The 21,040-nt window shown below is 63.5% G+C and carries 21 protein-coding genes and 1 tRNA gene; 11 read left to right on the plus strand and 11 right to left on the minus strand.

Annotated features, from left to right (window positions below; translation table 11 throughout):
* Window positions 1-68 precede the first annotated feature (68 nt).
* On the plus strand, window positions 69-1,439 hold the full coding sequence (locus CXR00_RS03765; protein WP_104053157.1) for an MFS transporter: 1,371 nt from the start codon (window positions 69-71) through the stop codon (window positions 1,437-1,439).
* 13 nt (window positions 1,440-1,452) lie between these two features.
* On the opposite strand, the gene dcd is transcribed toward CXR00_RS03765, so the two are convergent.
* Window positions 1,453-2,028 carry a dCTP deaminase gene (dcd, locus tag CXR00_RS03770; RefSeq protein WP_104053158.1) on the minus strand — a complete coding sequence of 192 codons (576 nt, stop codon included), beginning with the start codon at window positions 2,026-2,028 and terminating at the stop codon, window positions 1,453-1,455.
* Window positions 2,029-2,072: 44 nt separating this feature from the next.
* Window positions 2,073-2,927 (minus strand): tryptophan 2,3-dioxygenase, encoded by an 855-nt coding sequence (kynA, locus tag CXR00_RS03775; protein WP_104053159.1) that lies wholly within the window; start codon window positions 2,925-2,927, stop codon window positions 2,073-2,075.
* A 90-nt stretch (window positions 2,928-3,017) separates the two neighbouring features.
* On the opposite strand from kynA, the gene CXR00_RS03780 reads away from it, so the two are divergent.
* From CXR00_RS03780 to CXR00_RS03825, 10 genes are all read left to right on the plus strand, one after another.
* Window positions 3,018-3,545, plus strand: a complete 528-nt coding sequence (locus CXR00_RS03780; protein WP_104053160.1) for an SseB family protein — start codon at window positions 3,018-3,020, stop codon at window positions 3,543-3,545.
* Between the two features lie 91 nt (window positions 3,546-3,636).
* Entirely contained in the window at window positions 3,637-4,680 is a 1,044-nt protein-coding gene (locus tag CXR00_RS03785) for a M4 family metallopeptidase (protein WP_104053713.1), read from the plus strand.
* Window positions 4,677-4,949: a protealysin inhibitor emfourin gene (locus tag CXR00_RS03790; RefSeq protein WP_104053161.1), complete on the plus strand. Its 273-nt coding sequence runs from the start codon at window positions 4,677-4,679 to the stop codon at window positions 4,947-4,949. The genes CXR00_RS03785 and CXR00_RS03790 overlap by 4 nt, the downstream gene beginning before the upstream one ends.
* A gap of 66 nt (window positions 4,950-5,015) precedes the next feature.
* Window positions 5,016-5,086 (plus strand) — tRNA-Gly (locus CXR00_RS03795).
* 87 nt (window positions 5,087-5,173) lie between these two features.
* The gene (locus tag CXR00_RS03800; RefSeq protein ID WP_104053162.1) at window positions 5,174-6,100 is read left to right on the plus strand and encodes an AEC family transporter; all 927 of its coding nucleotides are present in this window, start codon (window positions 5,174-5,176) and stop codon (window positions 6,098-6,100) included.
* Between the two features lie 148 nt (window positions 6,101-6,248).
* The gene (locus tag CXR00_RS03805; RefSeq protein WP_104053163.1) at window positions 6,249-7,562 is read left to right on the plus strand and encodes an extracellular solute-binding protein; all 1,314 of its coding nucleotides are present in this window, start codon (window positions 6,249-6,251) and stop codon (window positions 7,560-7,562) included.
* On the plus strand, window positions 7,559-8,521 hold the full coding sequence (locus CXR00_RS03810) for a carbohydrate ABC transporter permease (RefSeq protein ID WP_104053164.1): 963 nt from the start codon (window positions 7,559-7,561) through the stop codon (window positions 8,519-8,521). The genes CXR00_RS03805 and CXR00_RS03810 overlap by 4 nt, the downstream gene beginning before the upstream one ends.
* On the plus strand, window positions 8,521-9,363 hold the full coding sequence (locus CXR00_RS03815; protein WP_104053165.1) for a carbohydrate ABC transporter permease: 843 nt from the start codon (window positions 8,521-8,523) through the stop codon (window positions 9,361-9,363). Before CXR00_RS03810 ends, CXR00_RS03815 begins: the two co-directional genes overlap by 1 nt.
* 37 nt (window positions 9,364-9,400) lie before the next feature.
* The gene (locus CXR00_RS03820) at window positions 9,401-10,663 is read left to right on the plus strand and encodes an ABC transporter ATP-binding protein (protein ID WP_104053166.1); all 1,263 of its coding nucleotides are present in this window, start codon (window positions 9,401-9,403) and stop codon (window positions 10,661-10,663) included.
* Between the two features lie 86 nt (window positions 10,664-10,749).
* A complete protein-coding gene (locus tag CXR00_RS03825; protein ID WP_146068442.1) occupies window positions 10,750-11,733 on the plus strand; it encodes a hypothetical protein in 984 nt (327 codons plus the stop codon).
* Between the two features lie 49 nt (window positions 11,734-11,782).
* Here the strand turns inward: CXR00_RS03825 and CXR00_RS03830 are convergent, their stop codons facing one another.
* The 9 genes from CXR00_RS03830 to CXR00_RS03870 all read right to left on the minus strand — a co-directional run bounded on the left by CXR00_RS03830 (window position 11,783) and on the right by CXR00_RS03870 (window position 20,978).
* Window positions 11,783-13,762 carry an NHL domain-containing thioredoxin family protein gene (locus tag CXR00_RS03830; RefSeq protein WP_104053168.1) on the minus strand — a complete coding sequence of 660 codons (1,980 nt, stop codon included), beginning with the start codon at window positions 13,760-13,762 and terminating at the stop codon, window positions 11,783-11,785.
* Window positions 13,762-15,789, minus strand: coding sequence for a cytochrome c oxidase assembly protein (locus CXR00_RS03835; RefSeq protein ID WP_237685707.1), 2,028 nt, complete (start codon window positions 15,787-15,789; stop codon window positions 13,762-13,764). Before CXR00_RS03835 ends, CXR00_RS03830 begins: the two co-directional genes overlap by 1 nt.
* Window positions 15,790-15,990: 201 nt before the next feature.
* Window positions 15,991-16,278 (minus strand): HU family DNA-binding protein, encoded by a 288-nt coding sequence (locus CXR00_RS03840; RefSeq protein ID WP_104053170.1) that lies wholly within the window; start codon window positions 16,276-16,278, stop codon window positions 15,991-15,993.
* Window positions 16,279-16,567: 289 nt separating this feature from the next.
* Window positions 16,568-16,873: a 30S ribosomal protein S14 gene (gene rpsN, locus CXR00_RS03845; RefSeq protein WP_104053171.1), complete on the minus strand. Its 306-nt coding sequence runs from the start codon at window positions 16,871-16,873 to the stop codon at window positions 16,568-16,570.
* Between the two features lie 2 nt (window positions 16,874-16,875).
* Window positions 16,876-17,043: a 50S ribosomal protein L33 gene (gene rpmG / locus CXR00_RS03850; RefSeq protein WP_104053172.1), complete on the minus strand. Its 168-nt coding sequence runs from the start codon at window positions 17,041-17,043 to the stop codon at window positions 16,876-16,878.
* Window positions 17,043-17,279, minus strand: a complete 237-nt coding sequence (rpmB, locus tag CXR00_RS03855; protein ID WP_104053173.1) for a 50S ribosomal protein L28 — start codon at window positions 17,277-17,279, stop codon at window positions 17,043-17,045. Before rpmB ends, rpmG begins: the two co-directional genes overlap by 1 nt.
* A gap of 381 nt (window positions 17,280-17,660) precedes the next feature.
* Window positions 17,661-18,815 carry a glucose-1-phosphate adenylyltransferase family protein gene (locus CXR00_RS03860; RefSeq protein WP_104053174.1) on the minus strand — a complete coding sequence of 385 codons (1,155 nt, stop codon included), beginning with the start codon at window positions 18,813-18,815 and terminating at the stop codon, window positions 17,661-17,663.
* A gap of 78 nt (window positions 18,816-18,893) precedes the next feature.
* Window positions 18,894-19,406 (minus strand): MarR family winged helix-turn-helix transcriptional regulator, encoded by a 513-nt coding sequence (locus CXR00_RS03865; RefSeq protein ID WP_104053175.1) that lies wholly within the window; start codon window positions 19,404-19,406, stop codon window positions 18,894-18,896.
* A 60-nt stretch (window positions 19,407-19,466) separates the two neighbouring features.
* Window positions 19,467-20,978 (minus strand): MFS transporter, encoded by a 1,512-nt coding sequence (locus CXR00_RS03870; protein WP_104053176.1) that lies wholly within the window; start codon window positions 20,976-20,978, stop codon window positions 19,467-19,469.
* Between the last annotated feature and the right edge of the window lie 62 nt (window positions 20,979-21,040).

Genomic DNA, 21,040 nt, shown 5'->3' on the forward strand with positions numbered 1-21,040 from the left:
CATGCCGCGGGACATGCCGGAGAGCCGGTTGTCGCTCTGCCCGGGCCGGGCACCTATAGCATCTGCCTATGGTCTCCAACACAGAAGTTCACCGCGCCCTGCCCGGCGGGCCGCCTCCGCATTTCCGGAAACGGCAGGTCCTGGCCTGGGCGTCCTGGGACTGGGGGTCCGCCGCGTTTAACGCCGTCATGACCACCTTCGTCTTTACGGTGTACCTGACCTCGGAGAGCTTCGGCGGGAAAGACCATGCTTCCTCCGTCCTCGGTTACGGTATTGCCCTGGCAGGAGTGGCAGTGGCAGTGTTCGCCCCCGTCATGGGACAGCGCTCGGACGCCGGGGGCCGGCGCCGGCTCTGGCTGGGCATCAACACGGCCCTGGTGTGCCTGGCCACCGCCCTGTGCTTCTTCGTCCTTCCACGGCCGGAGTTCCTGCTGCTCGGCGTTGCGCTGATCGCCTTGGGCAACGTCTTCAGTGAATTTGCCGGCGTGAACTACAACGCCATGCTGTCCCAGATTTCGACGCCGGCAACGGTGGGACGGGTCAGCGGTTTCGGCTGGGGCATGGGGTATGTGGGCGGGATTGCTGCCCTGGCAGTGGTGCTGGTGGGCTTCATCAACCCCGACGTGGGCTGGTTCGGCGTTACTTCGGAGAACGGCCTGAACGTCCGCGCCGTCGCCGTTTTCGCCGCCGTCTGGCTGGCCGTCTTCGCGGTGCCCGTCCTGTTTGCGGTTCCCGAAGTTCCCCGTAAGGAACGAGCTGCCGGAATTGGCTTCCTGGCGTCCTACGGACTGCTGTTCCGTCGCGTCAAGGCCATCTACAAGACCAGTCCGCACACCATCTGGTTCCTGCTGGCCAGCGCAGTTTTCCGTGACGGCTTGGCCGCGGTGTTCACGTTCGGCGGAGTAATAGCACACGGGACCTTTGGATGGCCCCTCTCACAGGTCATCATCTTCGCCATCTTCGGCAACGTGGTGGCAGCCGTCGGCGCCATTGCGGGCGGCTTCCTCGACGACCGCGCCGGCCCCAAGAAGGTCATTGTCTTCTCACTGATCGGGCTGCTGATCTCCGGCGGGTTCATTGCGCTGTTCGGAGCCGGGGACCAGCGCCTCTTCGGGCTGCAGTGGAGCGGCGACACCACGTTCTGGATATTCGGACTGATGCTGTGCCTGTTTGTGGGGCCGGCCCAGTCGGCGTCCCGTGCGTTCCTGGCCCGGCTTGCCCCGGAAGGCGAGGAAGCCGAGCTGTTTGGGCTTTATGCCACCACCGGCCGAGCCGTGAGCTTCCTGGCGCCCACGCTCTTCGCCGCCTTCATCACCATTTTCGGCGCCCAGCGGTACGGCATCCTCGGCATCCTGCTGGTGCTGCTGGCGGGCCTGCTGGTGCTGCTGCCGGTGCGATCACCGGACAAGACACCGCGCGCGGTGGTTCCGGAAGCCTGACCGCTGCCCGGCGCTACACCTGGGAGCGGTGGAAGTTCAGGTGGCTGCGCGACGCCGTCGGGCCCCGCTGGCCCTGGTAACGGTTGCCGTACTGTCCGGACCCGTAGGCATATTCGGCCGGGGAGGTCAGCCGGAAGAAGCACAGCTGGCCGATCTTGGAACCTGGCCACAACTTGATCGGCAGCGTTGCCATGTTGGACAGCTCCAGGGTCACGTGCCCGGAGAAGCCGGGGTCAATGAAACCGGCAGTGGAATGCGTCAGCAGCCCCAGACGGCCCAGCGAGGACTTACCCTCAAGCCGCGCCGCAATGTCATCGGGCAGGGTGACCGTCTCATAGGTGGACCCTAGGACAAATTCGCCCGGATGCAGGATGAAGGGCTCGTCCGGGTCGACCTCCACCAGGCGGGTCAGGTCCGGCTGGTCCAGGGACGGGTCAATGTGCGCGTATTTGTGGTTGTCGAAGAGCCGGAAGAACCGGTCAATGCGCACGTCCACGCTCGAGGGCTGAACCATCGAGGGATCGTAGGGATCGAGGACGATCCGCTTGTCGGCAATTTCGGTTCGAATGTCGCGGTCAGAAATCAGCACTATCTAAAAATAGCGCATGCACACGCGGGAGCCGGCCGGGGCTGTCAGCGGCCAATCTCCGTCCGGACGGCATACAGCTCAGGAAAAAACGTCAGCTCCAGCGCCCGCTGGAGGAAGGACGCACCGGAGGATCCCCCGGTTCCCCGCTTGAATCCTATGGTGCGCTCCACGGTCTTCAGATGGCGGAAACGCCAGAGTTGGAAGTTGTCCTCCAGATCCACCAGCTCTTCACAGGCTTCATAAATGTCCCAATTCTGAGCGGCGTTCTCATAAACGTGTTTGTAAACACGCATGAGGCCCTCGTTGGCCACATGCGCCTGCGTGACGTCACGGTGAAGCAGTTCCGCGGGGACGGCATAGCCGCGGCGGTGCAGGAACCGGATGAACTCGTCGTAGATGCTGGTTTGTTCCAACAGATCCGTGAGCAGGGCCTGCGCCGCAGGATCGGCTGCGAAAACGTTCACCATGGCGGCATTCTTATTGCCCAGCAGGAATTCCACGGCGCGGTACTGATAGGACTGGAACCCGCTCGAGGCGCCCAGATCACCCCTGAACTCGGCGTATTCCGAAGGCGTCAGCGTGGCCAGCACCGACCACTGCTCGGTCAGCGAGCGCTGGATGTGCTTGATCCGGGCGATGCCCTTCATGGCCGCGCGCAGGTCATCCGCGGCCAGGTTGGACCGGACGGCCCGCAGTTCATGCAGGACAAGTTTCAGCCACAGCTCGGAGGTCTGGTGCTGGATGATGAAGAGCATCTCATCGTGGTGCTCCGGACTGCTCACGGGATGCTGGGCAGCCAGGAGATCATCCAATGCCAGATAGGAGCCGTAGCTCATCTTGTCGGTAAAGTCCCGTTCAATGCCCGGCTCCAGGTTTCGGGTGTTCCTGCTCACGCTCATTCTCCCACCGTAGCTTGATTCACCCCCCTGCCGCTGTGCCAGACTTGCGGCTGAGCCTTTGACGAACATCCAGCACTCAAGGAGATCCCCATGACGGAGAATACGGACAGCACGCACGGCACGGCGGATGCGGAAGGCGCACTTCCCGGCCAGGCGCAGTATCAGGACCCCGAAGGTGCTGCAGCGCTCGAAGAAGCCATCCTCGCCGGCCAGGAAGGCCGGATCACCAGCCAGGAGCTGGTAGCCCGGATCTGCGAATCGGAGCTGCTCAGCGTCGGCCGGCTGCTGGACGAGAAGGACCCCGCGTCCTTCCAGGCCCTGGTGTTGAAGGCCCCCGAGGGGGACTCCGCTGTAGCCGCAACGTTCACCAGTGCCCAGCGGGTGCCGGAACAGATCCGCGAAGAGGCTCCGGTCATGGTGAAGGCCGGCGGTGAAGCTACCCTGCGCAGCATTGGCGCAGGCTACGGACTGGCCATCAACCCCGGCAGCAACCTGGGACTCGAGCTGGGACCGGAAGGAATCGCCGCCATCGTTGCCGCCTACGATCAGGCAGCGGCCAATCAGGCAGCAGCCGCTGCGGCGAACGAAGCAGGCAGCGGCGAGACGCAGCCTCAGTAGCCACCCTTGCGCTGTCAGGGGTGGCCTCTAGGCTGGGGCCACACGCGTGGAGGGAAACCAGTTGCCCTGCACCCGGACTCCGGAGGACACCATGACCTGTTCAATTGTTCCCCCTTATCTCCTGACACGCATTGCCGAACTGCAGGGCGGAGGCTTTAGCCGGGCGCCGGAAGCTGCGCAGCGGGCGCTGGCAGAGCTCCCTCCGGTTCATCAGGCACGGTCGCAGACACTGCAGCCGCCGTTTCCCCCGCGCGGCAGCGCACTGGCCTCCACACTGCGGCGGGAGATTTCCGACGCCGGTTCACTGGAGATCCTCCCCGGCACCCTGGTCCGTTCAGAGGGCGCAGATCCAACCGGCGATGCAGCAGTGGATGAGGCCTATGAAGGGCTCGGGGCTACCCACGCGCTTTTCCGCGACGTCTACGGCAGGGACTCGGTGGACGGCGCCGGCGGCCTTTTGGCGGCCACTGTGCACTACGGCCGCGACTATGACAACGCATTCTGGAACGGTGAACGGATGGTGTGCGGCGACGGCGACGGCGAAATCTTCCAGCGGTTCACCAAATCGCTGACAGTTATTGGGCATGAACTGGCCCATGGCGTTGTCCAGTACACCTCCCGTTTTGAGTATTCCGGCCAGGCCGGCGCGCTGAATGAATCCGCCGCAGACGTTTTCGGTGTCCTCGTGGAGCAGAAACTCCTGCACCAGGAAGCTGCGCAGGCAACGTGGCTAGTGGGCGCGGGGTTGTTCACCGACCAGGTGTCGGGCGCTGCGCTTCGGTCCCTGAAGGCTCCCGGCACGGCGTATGACGACGACGTGATCGGCCGTGACCCGCAGCCGGCCACCATGGCGGGTTACGTGGACACTGAATCGGACAACGGGGGAGTCCACATCAATTCCGGCATTCCCAACCACGCCTTCTATTTGGCCGCAACCGCCATGGGAAATTTCGCCTGGGAACGGGCCGGGCAAATCTGGTATGACACTTTGGCCGAGCAGGACCTCCCTGCGGACTGCACTTTTTCACTGTTTGCGGCCGGAACGCTCGCCGCTGCGGAAAAACGCTACGGCAGCTCGGGAGCAGAGTACGCTTCCGTGTCCGGTGCCTGGGAAGCCGTGGGCGTGCTGCCATGAGGATTGTGGTGGTCCGCACCGGCGGCTTCGCCGGCCTGACCCGGGTGTGGAGCACCCAGGTCAGCACCGAAGAAGCGGAGCGGGAGTGGCTGCCGCTGCTGCAGGAGCGTCCGCCGGAAAAGGCTGACGGATCAGACCGCTTTGTCTACGAGATTAGCGTGGGCCCGGCTGCGGTTACCCTGCCCGAGCACTGTGTTCAGGGTAAATGGCGGGATCTGGTGGACCGTGCGCGGCAGGGCGGCAGGGAGACAGACAGCAACGACGGGTGAACACCGAATTCGGCCCGGCGCGGGTTCCATGTAAAGTGGTTTTTTGTGCCGGACCCTTCCGGCGCTGCGGGCGTAGCTCAATGGTAGAGCGCTAGCTTCCCAAGCTTGATACGCGGGTTCGATTCCCGTCGCCCGCTCCGAGAAAAAGACCCCTGAGAATCCTCCGCGATTCCCAGGGGTCTTTTGTTGTCTGCGCTGTCTTTCGGCGGGGATATACTGAGCCGGTGTTGGGGGTACTTACCGGGTTCACCGTTGTCTGGATCATCATTCTTGCGGGATACCTGATCGGCAGGCTCAAGGTCCTGGGCGCAAACGCGCAAAATGTCCTGAGCAGGCTGGCGTTCTTCGTTGCCTCCCCCGCCCTGCTGCTCGTAACCCTCAGTGATGCGGACCTGCACACGGTCTTTTCCCTGCCACTGCTCGTAGCGGCAGCCAGCGCCGTCGTAACGGCAGGCATCTTTGTACTCTGCACCCGCTGGTGGCTGCGCCGCCCCCTGCCCGAGGCACTGATCTCAGCCATGTCCTCGTCGCTGGTCAACGGCGCCAACCTGGGCCTGCCCATAGCCGTCTATGTCCTGGGCGATGCCGCCTTTATTGCCCCGGTCCTGATTTTCCAGATGGCCTTCTTCACTCCGCTGTTCCTGATGCTTCTGGATTCGGCGACGAGCGGGCGTCGGACCTCGCTAATGACCTTCCTGACCCAAGTCGTGCGCAATCCGATCATTATCGGAACCCTGATCGGCCTGTTCCTGGCCGCCACCGGCCTTACCCTGCCGGTCATCATCCTGGAGCCCATTACCCTCATCGGCGGAGCTGCTGTACCCGCCATGCTGCTGGCCTTCGGGATCTCCCTTGTTGGATCCCGCCTCTTGGAGCGCGACGGCGGCCGCCGGGCCGACGTCCTCCTCGCCACGGCATTCAAACTGGTGCTGCAGCCGCTGCTGGCCTACGCCCTGGCGCATTACATCCTGGGGATGGAGGGAACCCTGCTGTTTGCCGTCGTCGTAACCGCTGCCCTGCCCACCGCACAGAATGTCTTCGTGGCAGCCAACCGCTACGGCCAGGGCGAACTCGTAGCCAAGGACACGGTTCTGCTGACCACCATTCTCTCCCTTCCGGTCCTCATAGTCATTGCTGCACTCCTGACCTGAGGTTTCTCTCACCGCCACTCGTCCTGAGAGTGGCGGAATTCACACCCAAGGCATAGTGTCTTTTCGAAAGGCTGCTTAGGGTGGCAGTTTTGCGGAAGGTTCTATCAATCCGCGCCTACGACGAGGTGGAGGCACAACACCGATGCCAATGGATGCGAGACACAACGACCGGCCCCGCAAACGGGCGCGCGCAGCTGCGGGGGTTGCCCTCGCTATCGGAGCGACGCTGTTGACCGGCTGTTCCTCCGAAGAAGGTCCCCCAACCCTCACCTGGTACATCAACCCGGATGACGGCGGCCAGGCAACGATCGCCGAAATCTGCACCGACCAGGCAGATGGCGCCTACACCATCCAGACCTCGCTGCTGCCCAGCGATGCCGGAGCGCAGCGGGAGCAGCTCGCCCGCCGGCTCGCAGCCGGCGACGACACCATGGACATCATGAGCCTGGACCCGCCTTTTGTCCCCGAACTGGCCGAACCCGGCTACCTCGCTCCTGTTCCGCAGGAGGTCATCGACAACACCACGCAGAACGTCGTCGAAGGTGCACTGACCGGAGCGAAGTGGAAGGACAAGGTGGTGGCCGTTCCGTTCTGGGCCAACACCCAGATCCTCTGGTATCGGAAGTCGGTGGCGGAAGCCGCAGGGTTGGACATGACCCAGCCGGTCACCTGGCAGCAGCTCATTGACGCAGCCGCCAGCCAGGGCAAGTTCCTGGGGGTCCAGGGTGCCCGGGCCGAATCCATGACCGTGTGGGTCAACGCACTGGTCGAATCTGCGGGCGGCACCATCGTGGAGAATCCGGACGCCCCTGCAGACGAGATTAAGCTGGGCCTCAATTCCGAGGCGGGAACCCAAGCTGCCGAAATCGTGTCCACCATTGGCAAGGAAGGCCTCGGCGGCCCCGGACTGCCCACCCAAACCGAAAACACCTCCATGATCCAGTTCCAGGGCGACCAGGGCTCGTTCATGGTCAACTACCCCTTTGTCTGGCCTGCCACCAATGCAGCAGTGGAAGCGGGAACACTGCCCGCAGACCTGATCGATGACATAGGCTGGACCCTGTATCCGCAGGTCAATGCCGGTGAAGAAACCGCTCCCCCGCTGGGCGGGATCAACCTCGGTGTGGGGTCCGAGAGCAAGCATCAGGACCTGGCCTACCAGGCCATTGAGTGCATTGTCAGCCCGGATAACCAGTCCCTGTACTTCACCAGCAACGGCAATCCCCCGGCCAACATCGATGCCTATGATGCTCCGGGCGTATCGGACACCTTCCCCATGGCGGAGACCATCCGTGAGTCCCTGGAGCTGTCCAAGCCCCGGCCGCAAACCCCGTACTACAACGAAGTTTCAACCGGCATCCAGCAGACGTGGACCCCGCCAAGCGACGTTGATCCGGCAACCACGCCGGAAACCAGCTCCGAGTTCATCCTTGCGGTCCTGAAAGGGGAGAAGCTGTTGTGAGCACTTCCGTAGAAGCTCAGCGGGGAGCAGTGCCCGCATCCAAACCCGCCAAGCCGCGCCTGAGTGACAGGGCACGGTCCGAACGCAGGCTCGGGCTGTGGCTGGCCGGCCCGGCATTCGTGATCATGCTGGCCGTCACTGCCTATCCGATCCTCCTGGCCGTGTGGGATTCACTGTTCAAGTACCGGCTGACGGCGCCGGGCGACAGAGAATTCATTGGCCTCGGCAATTACAGCGTTATTCTCACCGACAGCGTTTTCTGGCGCGACCTCGGCGTGACGCTGCTGATCACCGTCATTACCGTGGCTGTGGAACTCGTTCTGGGCTTTGCCCTGGCCCTGGTGATGAACAGTGCATTGAAGGCCGTCCGCGGCTGGCTGCGCACAGCCATCCTGGTTCCCTACGGCATCATCACCGTGGTTTCGGCCTTCGCCTGGTTCTACGCCTTCGACATTAACTCCGGCTACATCAACCACTGGTTCGACTGGGTGCCGGGTATTAGCCCGGACCTGAACTGGTTTGCCGACGGGCCCACCGCCCTGTTCGTGATTATCGCCTCCGAAATCTGGAAGACCACACCGTTCATTTCTCTCCTGCTGCTCGCCGGGCTGGCGCAGGTTCCCGGAGAACTGACCGAAGCCGCGGAAGTGGACGGTGCCACCTGGTGGCAGCGGATGTCACGGGTGATCCTGCCGAACATGAAGGCCGCCATCATGGTTGCCGTCCTGTTCAGGGCGCTGGACGCGTTCCGGATCTTCGACAACGTCTACATCATGACCAACGGTGCCTACGGGACCGAAGTCCTGTCGCTGCTGGCATACCGCACCTCGATTTCCCGGCTGGAGATTGGCATGGGCTCAGCGATTTCAGTCCTGCTGTTCCTTTGCGTGATCATCATCTGTTTCATCGCCATCAAACTGTTCAAGGTGGACCTCACCGGTGCACGAGGGGGTAACTAGTGAAATCCTCACCTGTTCGTCGCAGGCTGATCTGGACCATCATCTCGATCGTGGTGATCGTCTATGCACTGTTCCCGGTAGCCTCGATTCTCGCCACCTCGTTCAAGATCCCCAGCGACCTCACGTCGGGAACGTTCCTCCCCAATACGTGGTCCACCACCAACTATGAAGAGATCCTTGTGGGGGACGCCCAGGATCTCTTCCTCTCCGCACTGCGCAACTCCATCGGCATCTCCCTGATCGCCACGTTTGTTGCCGTGGTGCTGGCCACCCTGTGTGCCTACGCGATTGCACGGCTGGACTTTCCCGGCAAGAAGCTGATCCTGACCACTGCGCTCGGCGTCTCGATCTTCCCCGTAATTTCCATCGTGACTCCGTTGTTCAACCTGTGGCGCAACATCGGGCTGTATGACACTTGGCTCGGACTGATCATTCCATACCTGTCCCTGACCCTGCCGATTTCCATCTGGACGCTGTCAGCGTTCTTCCGGCAGATTCCCTGGGAGCTGGAACAGGCAGCCCAGGTGGACGGAGCCACCACCTGGCAGGCTTTCCGCAAGGCTATTGTTCCCCTCGCGGCACCCGGGGTGTTCACCACGGCGATCATTGCGTTCTTCATCGCCTGGAATGACTTCGTGTACGGCATTTCGCTGACCTCAACCGATGCAGCAAGGCCGGTTCCAGCAGCCTTGGCCTTCTTCACCGGCGCCTCCCAGTTCGAAGAACCGACGGGCGCCATCTCGGCGGCCGCAATTATTGTCACCATCCCCGTTGTAGTGCTGGTGCTGGCGTTCCAGCGCCAGATCGTCTCGGGCCTAACCCAGGGCGCCGTCAAGGGCTAAGTTCCTTACGTCCGGTCGAAGAAAAGGATTTATTCTCATGGCATCGATCACCCTCAACCACCTCGTCAAGAAATACGGCGACGGCTTCCCTGCCGTCAACGATGTCAGCTTGGATATCGCAGACGGTGAGTTCATCATCCTGGTTGGCCCGTCCGGCTGCGGAAAGTCCACCCTCCTGCGGATGATCGTAGGTCTGGAAGACATCACGTCCGGAGACCTGCTGATCAACGGGGAGCGGGTGAATGACAAGGCACCCCGTGACCGCAACCTGGCCATGGTGTTCCAGAACTACGCCCTGTACCCGCACCTGACGGTCTTCGAGAACATCGCGTTCCCGCTGCGCCTCGCCAAGGGCAAGTACACCGATGAGCAGGTGAACAAGCTGGTGAATGACGCTGCTGCCACCTTGGAGCTGACTGAGCATCTGGACCGGAAACCTGCCAACCTTTCCGGCGGTCAGCGACAGCGCGTTGCCATGGGCCGCGCCATTGTCCGCCAGGCGGATGCCTTCCTCTTTGACGAGCCCCTCTCCAACCTGGACGCCAAACTGCGCGGACAAATGCGGTCGGAGATCTCGCAGATGCAGCGCCGGCTGGGAACCACCAGCGTCTATGTGACCCACGACCAGACTGAAGCCATGACCCTCGGCGACCGCGTAGCAGTGCTCAAGAAGGGCATCCTGCAGCAGGTGGCGTCGCCGCGCGAACTGTATGAACAGCCCATCAACCTCTTTGTCGCGGGCTTCATCGGCTCTCCGTCGATGAACTTCCTGCCGGCCACGGTGGACGGCAACGTGCTCCGGACTGCGGTTGGCGACATCACGATTCCCCAGGATAAGGCCAGCAAGGCCACGGGGAAGAACATTGTGCTCGTAGGGCTGCGGCCGGAGTTCTTTGAGGATGCCAAGTTTGTGGACGAGGCCAAGCTTCACCACGGCTCAACGTTTACCGCACCCATCAGCCACACCGAATGGCTGGGCAACGAGCAGTACGGCTACATCCCCTTCCACCCGGATCCTGAGGTCAAGGAACTCCTGGACAACTTGGCACGGGATATGGATGCCGACGAGCTCCGGCCGCAGATTGTGGTTACCATCGACGCAGCCTCCCGCATCCGCGGAGGACGCGACGCCGAGCTGTGGCTGGACACCCGCAAGGTGCATCTGTTCGATCCCGAGACCGGGGAGAACCTCACCCGGGATGCCGAAGCAGGTGCGGAGCTGACTGAGGAAGCCAACGCAGCACGTGCCGAAGAAATCGCCATGGCACACGAGAATGACAAGGTGGGCAGCGGAAACTAAGTTCCCGCGGATTTGCCCGGAGAAGCCCGGACGGCGGCAGGCCCGCGGTCCGGGCTTCTCCTGTTTCACCCGGTATCGTTTGATCGGTGCAGGGAACAACATCGGTAATCAAAGCAGTGGCCACGTGGCTGCTTGCCCTCATGCTCACCATCGCTGCGGCAGTGGTGGTCATTTATTTCGTCAATGCGAAGGTGTACGGGCCGGGGCACCAGGTGAGCAGCTACTTCGACGCCCTCCAAGAAGGGGACGGGGAACGCGCCCTGGGCCTGCTGGCCGCCACGGTTCCGCAATCCAATGCCGCCCTGCTGGACGGAGACGCGCTGCGGGCCGCAGCCGCGGACCTTGAGCTGGTTCAGATCGGTGAACCCCGCGACGCCGGTGAGGACAGGGTGGATATTGACGTCACCTATGCCATGGGCGGCGGGGAGGCGCAGAGCACCTTCCGCCTGACGCGTACTGAGAAGCACTGGTTCTTTTTTGACCAGTGGTCCTTTGTCCCTTCGGTCCTTCCCACGGTGACTGTCAGCGCCCCCAGCCAGCGCGAAGCCGTCCTCAACGGCGTTCAGGTGGCCCTGCCTGAAGAGACCACCACGTTTGCTTCCTTCTATCCCACCCGCGTGGAAGCTTCCTACGAATCGGAGTTCTTCGCCGCCCCGGCGGAATCAGGAGTCCTGACTTCGCCGCGTGACACCGTCTCACTGGTCCTGGCAACCGAGGCCACCGAGGCCCTGAGAAATGCCGTAGATGCCAAGGTCCGCGATTTTCTCGCCGGCTGCACCGGCGCCCAGGACCGGCTCGCCCCGCCGGGCTGTCCGTTCTTCCACTTCACCGACAACCGGGTCCAGCCGCCCATCGTCTGGGAAATCACGCAGTACCCGGAAGTCAATATTCGTTCGGTGTCGGGGAAGTGGGTACTCTCCCCGCTCAACGGCAAGGCCCGTCTCACCGCTGAGCAGACGGACCTCTTCAGCGGTGTCAAGAGCCCGCTGGAGGTTGAGAAGGATTTCAGCTTCGCCGCGCAGCTGTCCGTTGGTGCAGGCGAGGTGTCCGTTACTCCCCTGATCGACTAGCCCGGCCGGATGTCTGTGGCCGGGCTGGTCGATTGCCGCACAGATTCCGCTAGTCGAGCCCGCGCAGGTCCAGGGTGAGCTCAGTGTCTCCCGCGGCGTCGATGGTCACCGGGATGCCCCAGTCCTGCTGGTACAGGTGGCAGGCGGCGTGGTCGGGGATCTCGCCGCCGGGCTCGCCGTCGCAGGCCGCGGCGCGTGCCGTGATGTGCAGAACACCGCCGGAGACGGAGTCCGAAAGCACCAGCTCACGCGTCAGCCCGGTGGAAGTCCCTCCGCCGGAAACCAGCAGTTCCTCCGGAGAGGATGAGATCTTCAGCTGCGTGGGATCTCCCCACCGGTCGTCCAGCTTCTGGCCCTTGGGAGCGGCAAAGCGGACGGAAAGCGCCACCGTGCCCGCGGCCATCGGGCTGGCAGGGCGCTGTGTCTGCCGGGCACCCTCGTCCACCGACTGGGCTTCCTTGGGAATGGGCAGCCGCACCAGTTCGTGTTTGTTGGCTTCCACCACGATCAGCAGCGGTTCCCCGGCAGTGGTGTCCACCAGGACGCCGGAAGGCTCGGAGAGTCCGCGGGCCAGGGTGGAAACGGTTTCAGTTGCGGGGTCGTAACGGCGAACAGCACCGTTGTAGGTGTCGGCGATGGCCACCGAACCGTCCGGCAGCACTGCAACTCCCAGCGGGTGCTGCAAACGCGCCTCCCCGGCAGGCCCGTCGCGGAAGCCAAAGTCAAAGAGCCCGGCTCCGACGGCGGTGCTGACCGATACCCGTGTGGTGCCGTCGGCTGTACTAAAGGCCAAACGGCGAACCGCTGAGGTTTCCGAGTCGGCGACCCAGATGTTGCCGTCAGCGTCTTCGGCCAGGCCGGAGGACTGGGCAAACCAGGCCTCCGCACCGTCGCCGTCCAGCAGGCCTTCAAGCCCGGTGCCGGCCAGGATGCCCAGTGCGCCGGTGAGCGGATCGAAGCTGAAAATCTGGTGCGTGCCGGCCATGGCCACTACCAGCCGGCCCAGCGCAGTGGACCAGGTCACGTCCCACGGCGAGGACAGGGACACGGCCAGCGGGTCGGAGCCAAGGGCCGGCTGCACGGACGCCGATCCGGGTACGTCGCTGCCGGCCGCTGCGGCGGCTTCGGAGGGGTGGTCCGCGCCGGGTGCCCGCTTTGTCTGGTTGCCGGCGTCCAGGAGCCGCTGCACGCCGTTTCCGGCGACAGTGGTGACGGTTCCGGAGGCCAGGGCCACTGCGCGCAGCCGGTGGTTGACCGTGTCCGCCACCACGACGTCGTACCCGGTCTGCTCCGCCACGGCGGCAGGCAGGACGGCCAGGCCCTGGGGTTCGTTGAACTGTGCCGTGCCGGCGTCTCCGTCGCGCCATCCCTTGGTGCCGTCACCGATAACAGAGCGCACTGTGGTGAGATCATCCTCAAGTTCCACGAGGCGGTGGTGCCCGGTATCGGCCACCAGGAAGGTCCCGCCGGGAAGGGGAACGGCCTTGCCGGGAAAACGCAGGTTGCCGGCGGTGGGTTCGGCCGGAACGTACGGACCGTTTCCGCGGTGCAGCGTGCCCTTTGCTTCGTGCTCTTCGACGAGCTCGCTGATCAATGATTCGAGGCCGGCGGCGTGACCTTCACCCGACAGGTTGGCCACGATGTAGCCTTCCGGATCCAGGACCACCAGGGTTGGCCAGGCGCGGGCCGCGTAGGCCTGCCAGGTGATCAGCTCCGGGTCGTCCAGGACCGGGTGGTGGATTTCGTAGCGTTCCACAGCCGCTGCCAGGGCCACGGGGTCTGCCTCGTGCTCGAACTTGGGCGAGTGCACACCCACCGTCACCAGCACGTCGGAGTACTTCTCCTCCAGCGGGCGAAGCTCGTCCAGGACGTGCAGGCAGTTGATGCAGCAGAAGGTCCAGAAGTCCAGAAGCACGATCTTCCCGCGCAGGTCTTCCAGCCCGAGCTGGCGGCCGCCGGTGTTCAGCCAGTTGCGGCCCTCCAGGGCGGAGGCCCGCACCCGGTATCCGGTGCGCACAGTTTCAGTCATTAACGGTCTCCTTCAGAGCTGCTGGCATCCCGCTTGGCCAGATTGGCAAACATGTTGTTGTAAGCGGCCAGCTCAGCCTCATTATTCCTTTCGGCTGCCCGATCTTTACGCCGTGTTTCGCGGGCGTCAGTCCGGGACCACTGCAGCGCCACCCCAATGGCCACCATGACAGTGGGAATTTCGCCCAGGCCCCACATGATGGATCCGCCGAGCTGCTGGTCAGCGAGGGCGGACAGTCCCCAGTCCCGGCCCATGTTTCCAAAGTAGGAGGCCTGGATCAGGGAGGTTCCGCCCATGACCGCCACGCCGAAGAAGGCGTGGAAGGCCATCGTGGCCAGCAGGATCACCAGGCGCAGCGGATACGGCGCCCGGTAGGGCAGCGGGTCGATGCCGATCATGGTGAGGACAAAGATGTAGCCGGTCAGCAGGAAGTGCACAACCATCAGTTCGTGGCCCACATGCTGGCGCAGGGCGAACCCGAACAGCTCCGAGTAATAGAAGATCACGATGGACCCGGCAAAGTTGACGGCCGCGAAAATGGGGTTGGTGACCAGTTTGGAGAACCACGAGTGCACGCCGACGAGGATCCACTCCCGGATCCCGCGGGTGCCGTCCCCGCGCGGTGTCAGCGCCTTCAGGGCCAGTGTTACGGGGGCACCGAGTACCAGGAACAGCGGAACCACCATGGTCAGGGACATATGGGCCAGCATGTGGGTGCTGAAGAGCACCATGCCGTACACGGCAGGGGCACCGGACGTGACGTAGGTCAGCGCAGCAAGGCCAAACAGCCAGCACAGGGCACGAACAATTGACCACTTATCACCGCGGCGGCGCACCTTGACCATTCCGGCAATGTAGGAAATCGCCAGGACAAGCACGATCGCGACCCACAGCCAGTCGAAGCGCCACTCGGTGAGGTAGCGTTCATTCGTCAGTTCCGGCGGCAGGTCGTATCCGGTGAGGATCCGCGCCGGCGACGCGTTGGCCGGCAGCTCCTCCGGCCGCGGGGTGGCGGTGCGGCCCAGGGCCACGGCCACGCCGGAGACAGCGGCCATGATCAGCAGTTCCACACCGATCAGCTGCCAGAGAATGCGGTTGGCGCTCTTCGCCCGGGGGCCGCCCTGTTCGTTGGACCCTGCGGCGGATCCGGGAATCTTGGCGGGCAGCTGGGGAATGATCCAGCGGCGGTGCAGGAACCCGATCACGCCCAGCAGCAGGGTTGCCGCGGCCTTGAAAATAACCAGACTCCCCCACTCGGAATTCAGCTGGGAAAGAGAAGTGATGCGCAGGGAGGCGTTGATGACGCCGGACAGGAAGACCAGCGCGAAGGCGAAACCGGCAAGGGCGGAGTAGCGGCGCAGCACCACGCCGGTAATGGGACCCAGCTGGCGCGAGACAACAGCCAGGACAATGAGTCCGCCAATCCACAGGCACACACCGGCCAGGTGCAGCCCGATGGAGTTCACGGCGGCACTGTGGTCGTCGCCGCCTGCTGAGTGGCCGACGAGCGCGATGGGGATGATGGCCCCGGCGGCCAGCACGGTGGTGGCGGCGAGACCGTTCAGGGACCGGACACCGAAGGCCAGGGTGGTGACCACTGCTGCAATGATGCTCACTGCCAGCCAGGCGCGGCCGGTGGAGAAGTCGGTGACGAAGGCGCCAAGGCCCTGTGTGTAACTTGCCTCCGCGCTCAGCGGCAGGCCGGAGACATCCGAGTAGGTGAAGAGCAGCACGCCAACGGCGGCCAGCGTCCAGACCGCGGCGGCGAACCCTGCCAGTGACATGGCGCGGGCGAAGGCGGGGTGTTCCGGCTCATCCGCCCGGACCTTGCGGGACCGCGTGAATTTCAGCGACTTTGGCAGGATGGCGACTGAGAACACCAGCGCTCCAATGACCGCTGCCATGGCACCGTTCTGCACGGCCTTGGCAACAGGCAGGGCCCATCGGGTCAGTGCACCGGGGTCGGAAAGCTGCTGGGCCGCGGCGGCACCGGAGAAGACCAGCGCCCCGGCAAGGGCCGTGAACAGGACGGCAGCGGCGGCGGCGAGCCAGCCGCCCCGAACGGCTCCGGCAGACGTGGAAGCGCCGGACGGCAGGCGGGCGCCGGCGGTATCGGTGTTGGCAGTTTTAGGCACGATACCTATTCTCTACCCCCGGTAGAAATTTGGGCTAATTGCACAAAAAAGGCCGGCGCCCTCAGGCGCCGGCCCTTGCCTCAGGAACGGAGGTTACTTCTTGGTGGAGACAGCAGCCTTCAGCTTGGAGCCGGCGGTCAGCTTGACGCTGTGGCCTGCCGGGATCTGAATGGTTTCGCCGGTCTGCGGGTTGCGGCCCGTGCGGGCAGCGCGGTCAGTGCGCTCGACTGCGAGCCATCCGGGGATGGTGATCTTCTCGCCATTGGCAACGGAGGTTGCGAAGATGTCGAAGACAGCGTCGAGAACGCCGTTCACTGCCGTCTGGCTGTTGCCGGACTTCTCTGCCACTGCTGCAACAAGTTCACTGCGGTTCATAGCCAATTTATGTCCTCCTGGACTAGGTGTTAGCTCGAGCGGATCACGGATGCGAAACCGCCACTGTTGGAAACTTACCAGTCCGCGCCCGGAAATCAGGAAAAATCCGCTGTTTTTCGCGGTTTTTTCAGCTCTCAGCCCAGAAAAAGGTGCCATTTACCCCATCGAGGCCCTTAGCCTGTTTCCTTGCAACGGCGCGGATTTTACGCACACCCGCCGCCAAACAGCTCCGGGGCATGCAAAAGGGCGGCAACCCGTAGGTTGCCGCCCTTTTGAAAGCTTAGTTAAGCAGTGCTTACCAGCTGGACTTCTTCACGCCGGGCAGTTCGCCTGCGTGGGCCATGTTGCGGAAACGCACACGCGAGATACCGAACTTCTGGAGGGTACCGCGGGGGCGGCCGTCAATCTGGTCACGGTTGCGAAGGCGTACCGGCGAGGCGTTGCGCGGAAGCTTCTGCAGGCCGAGGCGTGCAGCTTCGCGGGCTTCGTCGGTAGCGTTCGGATCCACCAGGGTCTTCTTCAGTTCGAGGCGCTTCGCAGCGTAGCGCTCAACAATGACCTTGCGCTGCTCATTGCGGGCAATCTTTGACTTCTTTGCCATTCTTAGCGCTCCTCACGGAATTCGACGTGCTGGCGGACCTTGGGGTCGTACTTCTTCAGGACCATGCGGTCCGGGTCGTTACGACGGTTCTTGCGGGTCACGTAGGTGTACCCGGTGCCGGCGGTCGACTTCAGCTTGATGATCGGACGTACGTCCTTGTCCTTAGCCACTAGAGCTTCACACCCTTCGCGATAAGGTCAGTGATGACGGCGTCGATACCGCGCACGTCAATCGTCTTGATGCCGCGGGCCGAAACCTGCAGCGTCACATTGCGGCGCAGGGACGGAACCCAGTAGCGCTTCTTCTGAATATTCGGGTCGAACCGGCGCTTGTTGCGGCGGTGCGAGTGCGAAATGCTGTGACCAAAGCCGGGGATGGCTCCGGTGACCTGGCAATAAGCTGCCATGATCTCTCCTCCAGTTGTAGTAAATATGACGGTCCTCAAAAAACAGACACAGGGCGTTTGCCTAAGCACCTGCCATAAAGAGCGTCCCGCCACCAGTTTTGACACCGTTATTACTGCGACTTTCCGGAGGTTGACCTGGCGGGGTGAGATCCAGCCGAAGTGCCTCGCCGCGGGGAAGACGGTGAAGTTCAGGATGCCAAGCAGTATCTGCCGGGACAGCCTTCAATTCTAGGTTTATACGGGTGGCCGCGCAAATGTCTCCAGGCCCGCCTTACGGCATCTCTCTCGAACATAGGCGCAACTTAACGCCTCTCTATCCTAGGGGCAACCCGGCTTTCATTCAAACCGGCGGGATACTGTACCCGTTAAAGGTGCCTGACCTCACCCTTTAGACGGCGATGACGGCGTTTGTACTGCCCCGTCCGCCCCGACAACCACCACTGCCGCCTCCGGATCCAGCTCAGCGCCGTCGAGTTCGGTGCCGCCGCCCACCACTGCGCCGGCATCCACAATGGCGTTGCGCAGCTTTGCGCCGGAACGGATCTTCACGTCACCCAGGAGAACGCAGTTCTCCACTTCAGCGCCGGCTTCCACCAGAACGCCGGCCCCCAGGACGCTGCGCCGGACGCTGCCTTCCACCCGGGAGCCCGGCGCGAGGAGGCTGCTGGAAACCCGGGCCGCCTCGCCGGCGAAACCGGGCAGCCGGCGCGGTGAGGCACTGAGGATGGGCCATTGAGGATCATCGAAGTCCAGCCCGCGGCCGTCAATCAGGTCCATGTGGCCCTCGTGGTAGCTGCTCGGCGTGCCCATGTCCCGCCAGTAGCCCTCCAGACGATGTTCGGCCACCTTTTCCGTCTCCACCAGGTAGGGAATCAGCTGGTCGCCGTAATCCTCCAGCTGGCAGTCCCTTTCCATCAGCTCATCCATGGCGTTCAGGAGCACGGCTGCGTCGTAAAGGAAGATTTCGGCAGCCACGAGGTCGGTTTTGGGCTTCTCCGGCTTGTACTCAAAGCCGGTCACGAAGCCGTCCTTCGCCTCCACCACACCGTGGTCGGAGGGGTTCCTGCGGATCTTGGTCGTAACCACGGTCAGGGCAGCACCGGAACGCTCATGGGTGGCAAGAACCTCCCGGTAATCGAGCCGGTAGAGATGGTCGGCGCTGAGCACCAGGACCAGGTCCGGATCATAATCGCGGATGTAGTCGGCCTGGCGGTACAGAGCGTCAGCATTGCCTTGCGCAAACCCCTCCCCTTCGCCGCCCTGATAGGGCGGCAGCACCCGCAGGCCCCCGTTGGTCCGGTCCAGGTCCCAGGGGCGGCCGCTGACCAAATGGTCATTCAGTGACTTGGGCTTGTACTGCTCCACGATCCAGACGTCGGACAGGCCGCTGTTGTGGAGGTTTGACAGGGGAACATCGATCAGGCGGTAGGAGCCGGCAACCGGCATGGCAGGCTTGGCCCGGTGGTCCGTGAGGGAGCCAAGGCGGCCTCCCGTTCCGCCGGCAAGAATCAGTGTCAGAATGCGGGGGGTGTGCATGTGGTACCTCTCGCTGGGGGGGGCGTGTTGACTGCTCTCCATTTACACCAAGGCTAACAAAATGCCCTGACGCCGCTCTCAGGAGGGATCGGCGGGGGTGTTGTCTTCAACGATGCTGTTGCCCGGTTCCAGCCGGCCCAGGATGCGCCGGCCAATGCGTTCGAGGTCACTCACGTCGCGGGCGTCCAGTCCGTCGAAGACCAGATCCCGGACGGAGCGGACGTGGTCGGGAGCGAGTGAGGCCAGGGCTGCCATACCCTCGTCCGTGAGCGCGGCCATGGTGACGCGGGCGTCGTCGGGCGACTGCGAGCGTTCCATCCAGCCGCGGCCCTCAAGTTTCTTCACCACGTGCGAAAGCCGGGAGAGGGATGCGTTGGACCGGGCCGCCAGTTCACTCATCGGCAGCGCACGCTCCGGTGCCTCGGAGGTCATCGCCAGCACGTGGTAATCGAAAAGCGTGATCCGTGCCCGCTTGGACAGGTCTGCATCCAGCGTGGGGTTGAGCCGTGTGGCCACGGCGTAAAGAGCCAGCCACGCCCGTCGTTCATCGGGACTCAGCCAGGGGACGGAGGAGAACTCGGTGTCGCTCATTTGTCTATACTCCCATGGTTGCTTGAGCCTTCAATGATTCGGCGGGCGGGGCCGGCGCGCTTAGCTGTCCTGTTGTTTAGGCGCCCCGGTGCCTTCCACACCGAACGGCAGGGAATCGACGTCGAGCCGGGGATTCTCATCCTGGGTTGCCACAAGCTCGCGTGCCTCGGCGTGAGTATCCACGCTGGGCATGGACCCGGGCATGGGCCGATTGGCGGATTCCTTCATGATGTAGACGGCCACTGCTCCCACAACGGAAGTTGCCATCAGCCAGAATGCCGGCATCAGGTCATTGCCGGTCAGATTGATCAGCCCCTGCATGATCAGCGGTGCGGTGCCGCCGAAGATCGCCACGGCGAAGTTGTAGGAGATGCCCATGGCGCCGTAGCGGCTCGCCGTGGTGAACAGTGCCGGAAGCGCCGAGGCGAGGTTGGACACGTAGAGGGTCACGGGAACGGCCAGCAGGCCCAGTCCCAGCAGGGTCGACCAGACAGGGCCGTGGGCAATCAGCAGGAACGCCGGAACGGCCAGCACAATGGTGGACCCCGCGCCCATCAGCAGCACCGGACGGCGGCCGATGCGGTCCGACAGCTTTCCGCAGAGAGGAATGCACAGTGCCATCGCCACCAGGACGGGGATGGTCAGCAGTGTGCCGTGCACGGCGTCGTATCCCATTGAGTCGGTGAGGTAGGACGGCATGTAGGAGGTCAGGGTATATCCGACAGTGTTGGCTGCGGCTACCAGGACCATGGCGACGATGATCGGGCGCCAGTACAGGCCAATCATGGCCAGCGTTCCCGGAGGTGCCGTTTCGCCGTCGGGCTTCCCCGAAGCTGCGTTCTCCTCCTGCGCATCCAGGGTGGCCTGGAAGGCCGGTGACTCTTCAATCTTGAGCCGGAAGTAGATGGCGATCAGGCCCAGGGGGCCTGCAACGAGGAAGGGAATGCGCCAGCCCCAGTCGAGCATGGTTTCGGCACTGAGCGTCAACTGCAGGATGGACACGACCCCGGCGCCGAGGGCAAAGCCCATGTAGCTGCCGAGGTCAAGAATGCTGGAGAGGAAGCCGCGGCGCTTGTCGGAGGCGTACTCCGTCACGAAGGTTGTGGCACCGGCGTACTCGCCGCCGGTGGAGAAGCCTTGGAGCAGCTTCATGAGGACCAGCAGCACCGGAGCCCACATGCCGATCTGGTCGTAGCCGGGGAGGAGGCCGATCACGAACGTTGAGCCGGCCATCAGCATCAGAGTGGTGGCCAGAGTCTTCTGGCGGCCCAGACGGTCGCCGAGCCGGCCGAAGACAATTCCGCCGAGCGGGCGGGCCAGGAAGGTGGCGGCGAAAACGCCCAGGCTGAAGATCAGCTGGGCGGAGGCGTCGGCCTCGGAGAGGAAAACCGCTCCCATGGTGACGGCAAGATAGCCGTAGACACCAATGTCGAACCATTCCATGGTGTTGCCGACGACGGTTCCGCCCACGGCTTTCTTCATCATCGATTTGTCGACAACATTCACGTCGTCAACCTTCAGGCGCCGGCGCCTCAGGACGGGGCGGCGGAGAGTGGGTGCATCTTTAGGCATGTTGGCTTTCTTTCCTAGAAGTCAGCTGCGTGTATCGGAAGCAACCGGCCGGACGCCGCAAC

This window comes from Arthrobacter sp. 9E16 (assembly GCF_002929435.1).
In the GTDB taxonomy this organism is placed as follows: domain Bacteria; phylum Actinomycetota; class Actinomycetes; order Actinomycetales; family Micrococcaceae; genus Arthrobacter_B; species Arthrobacter_B sunyaminii.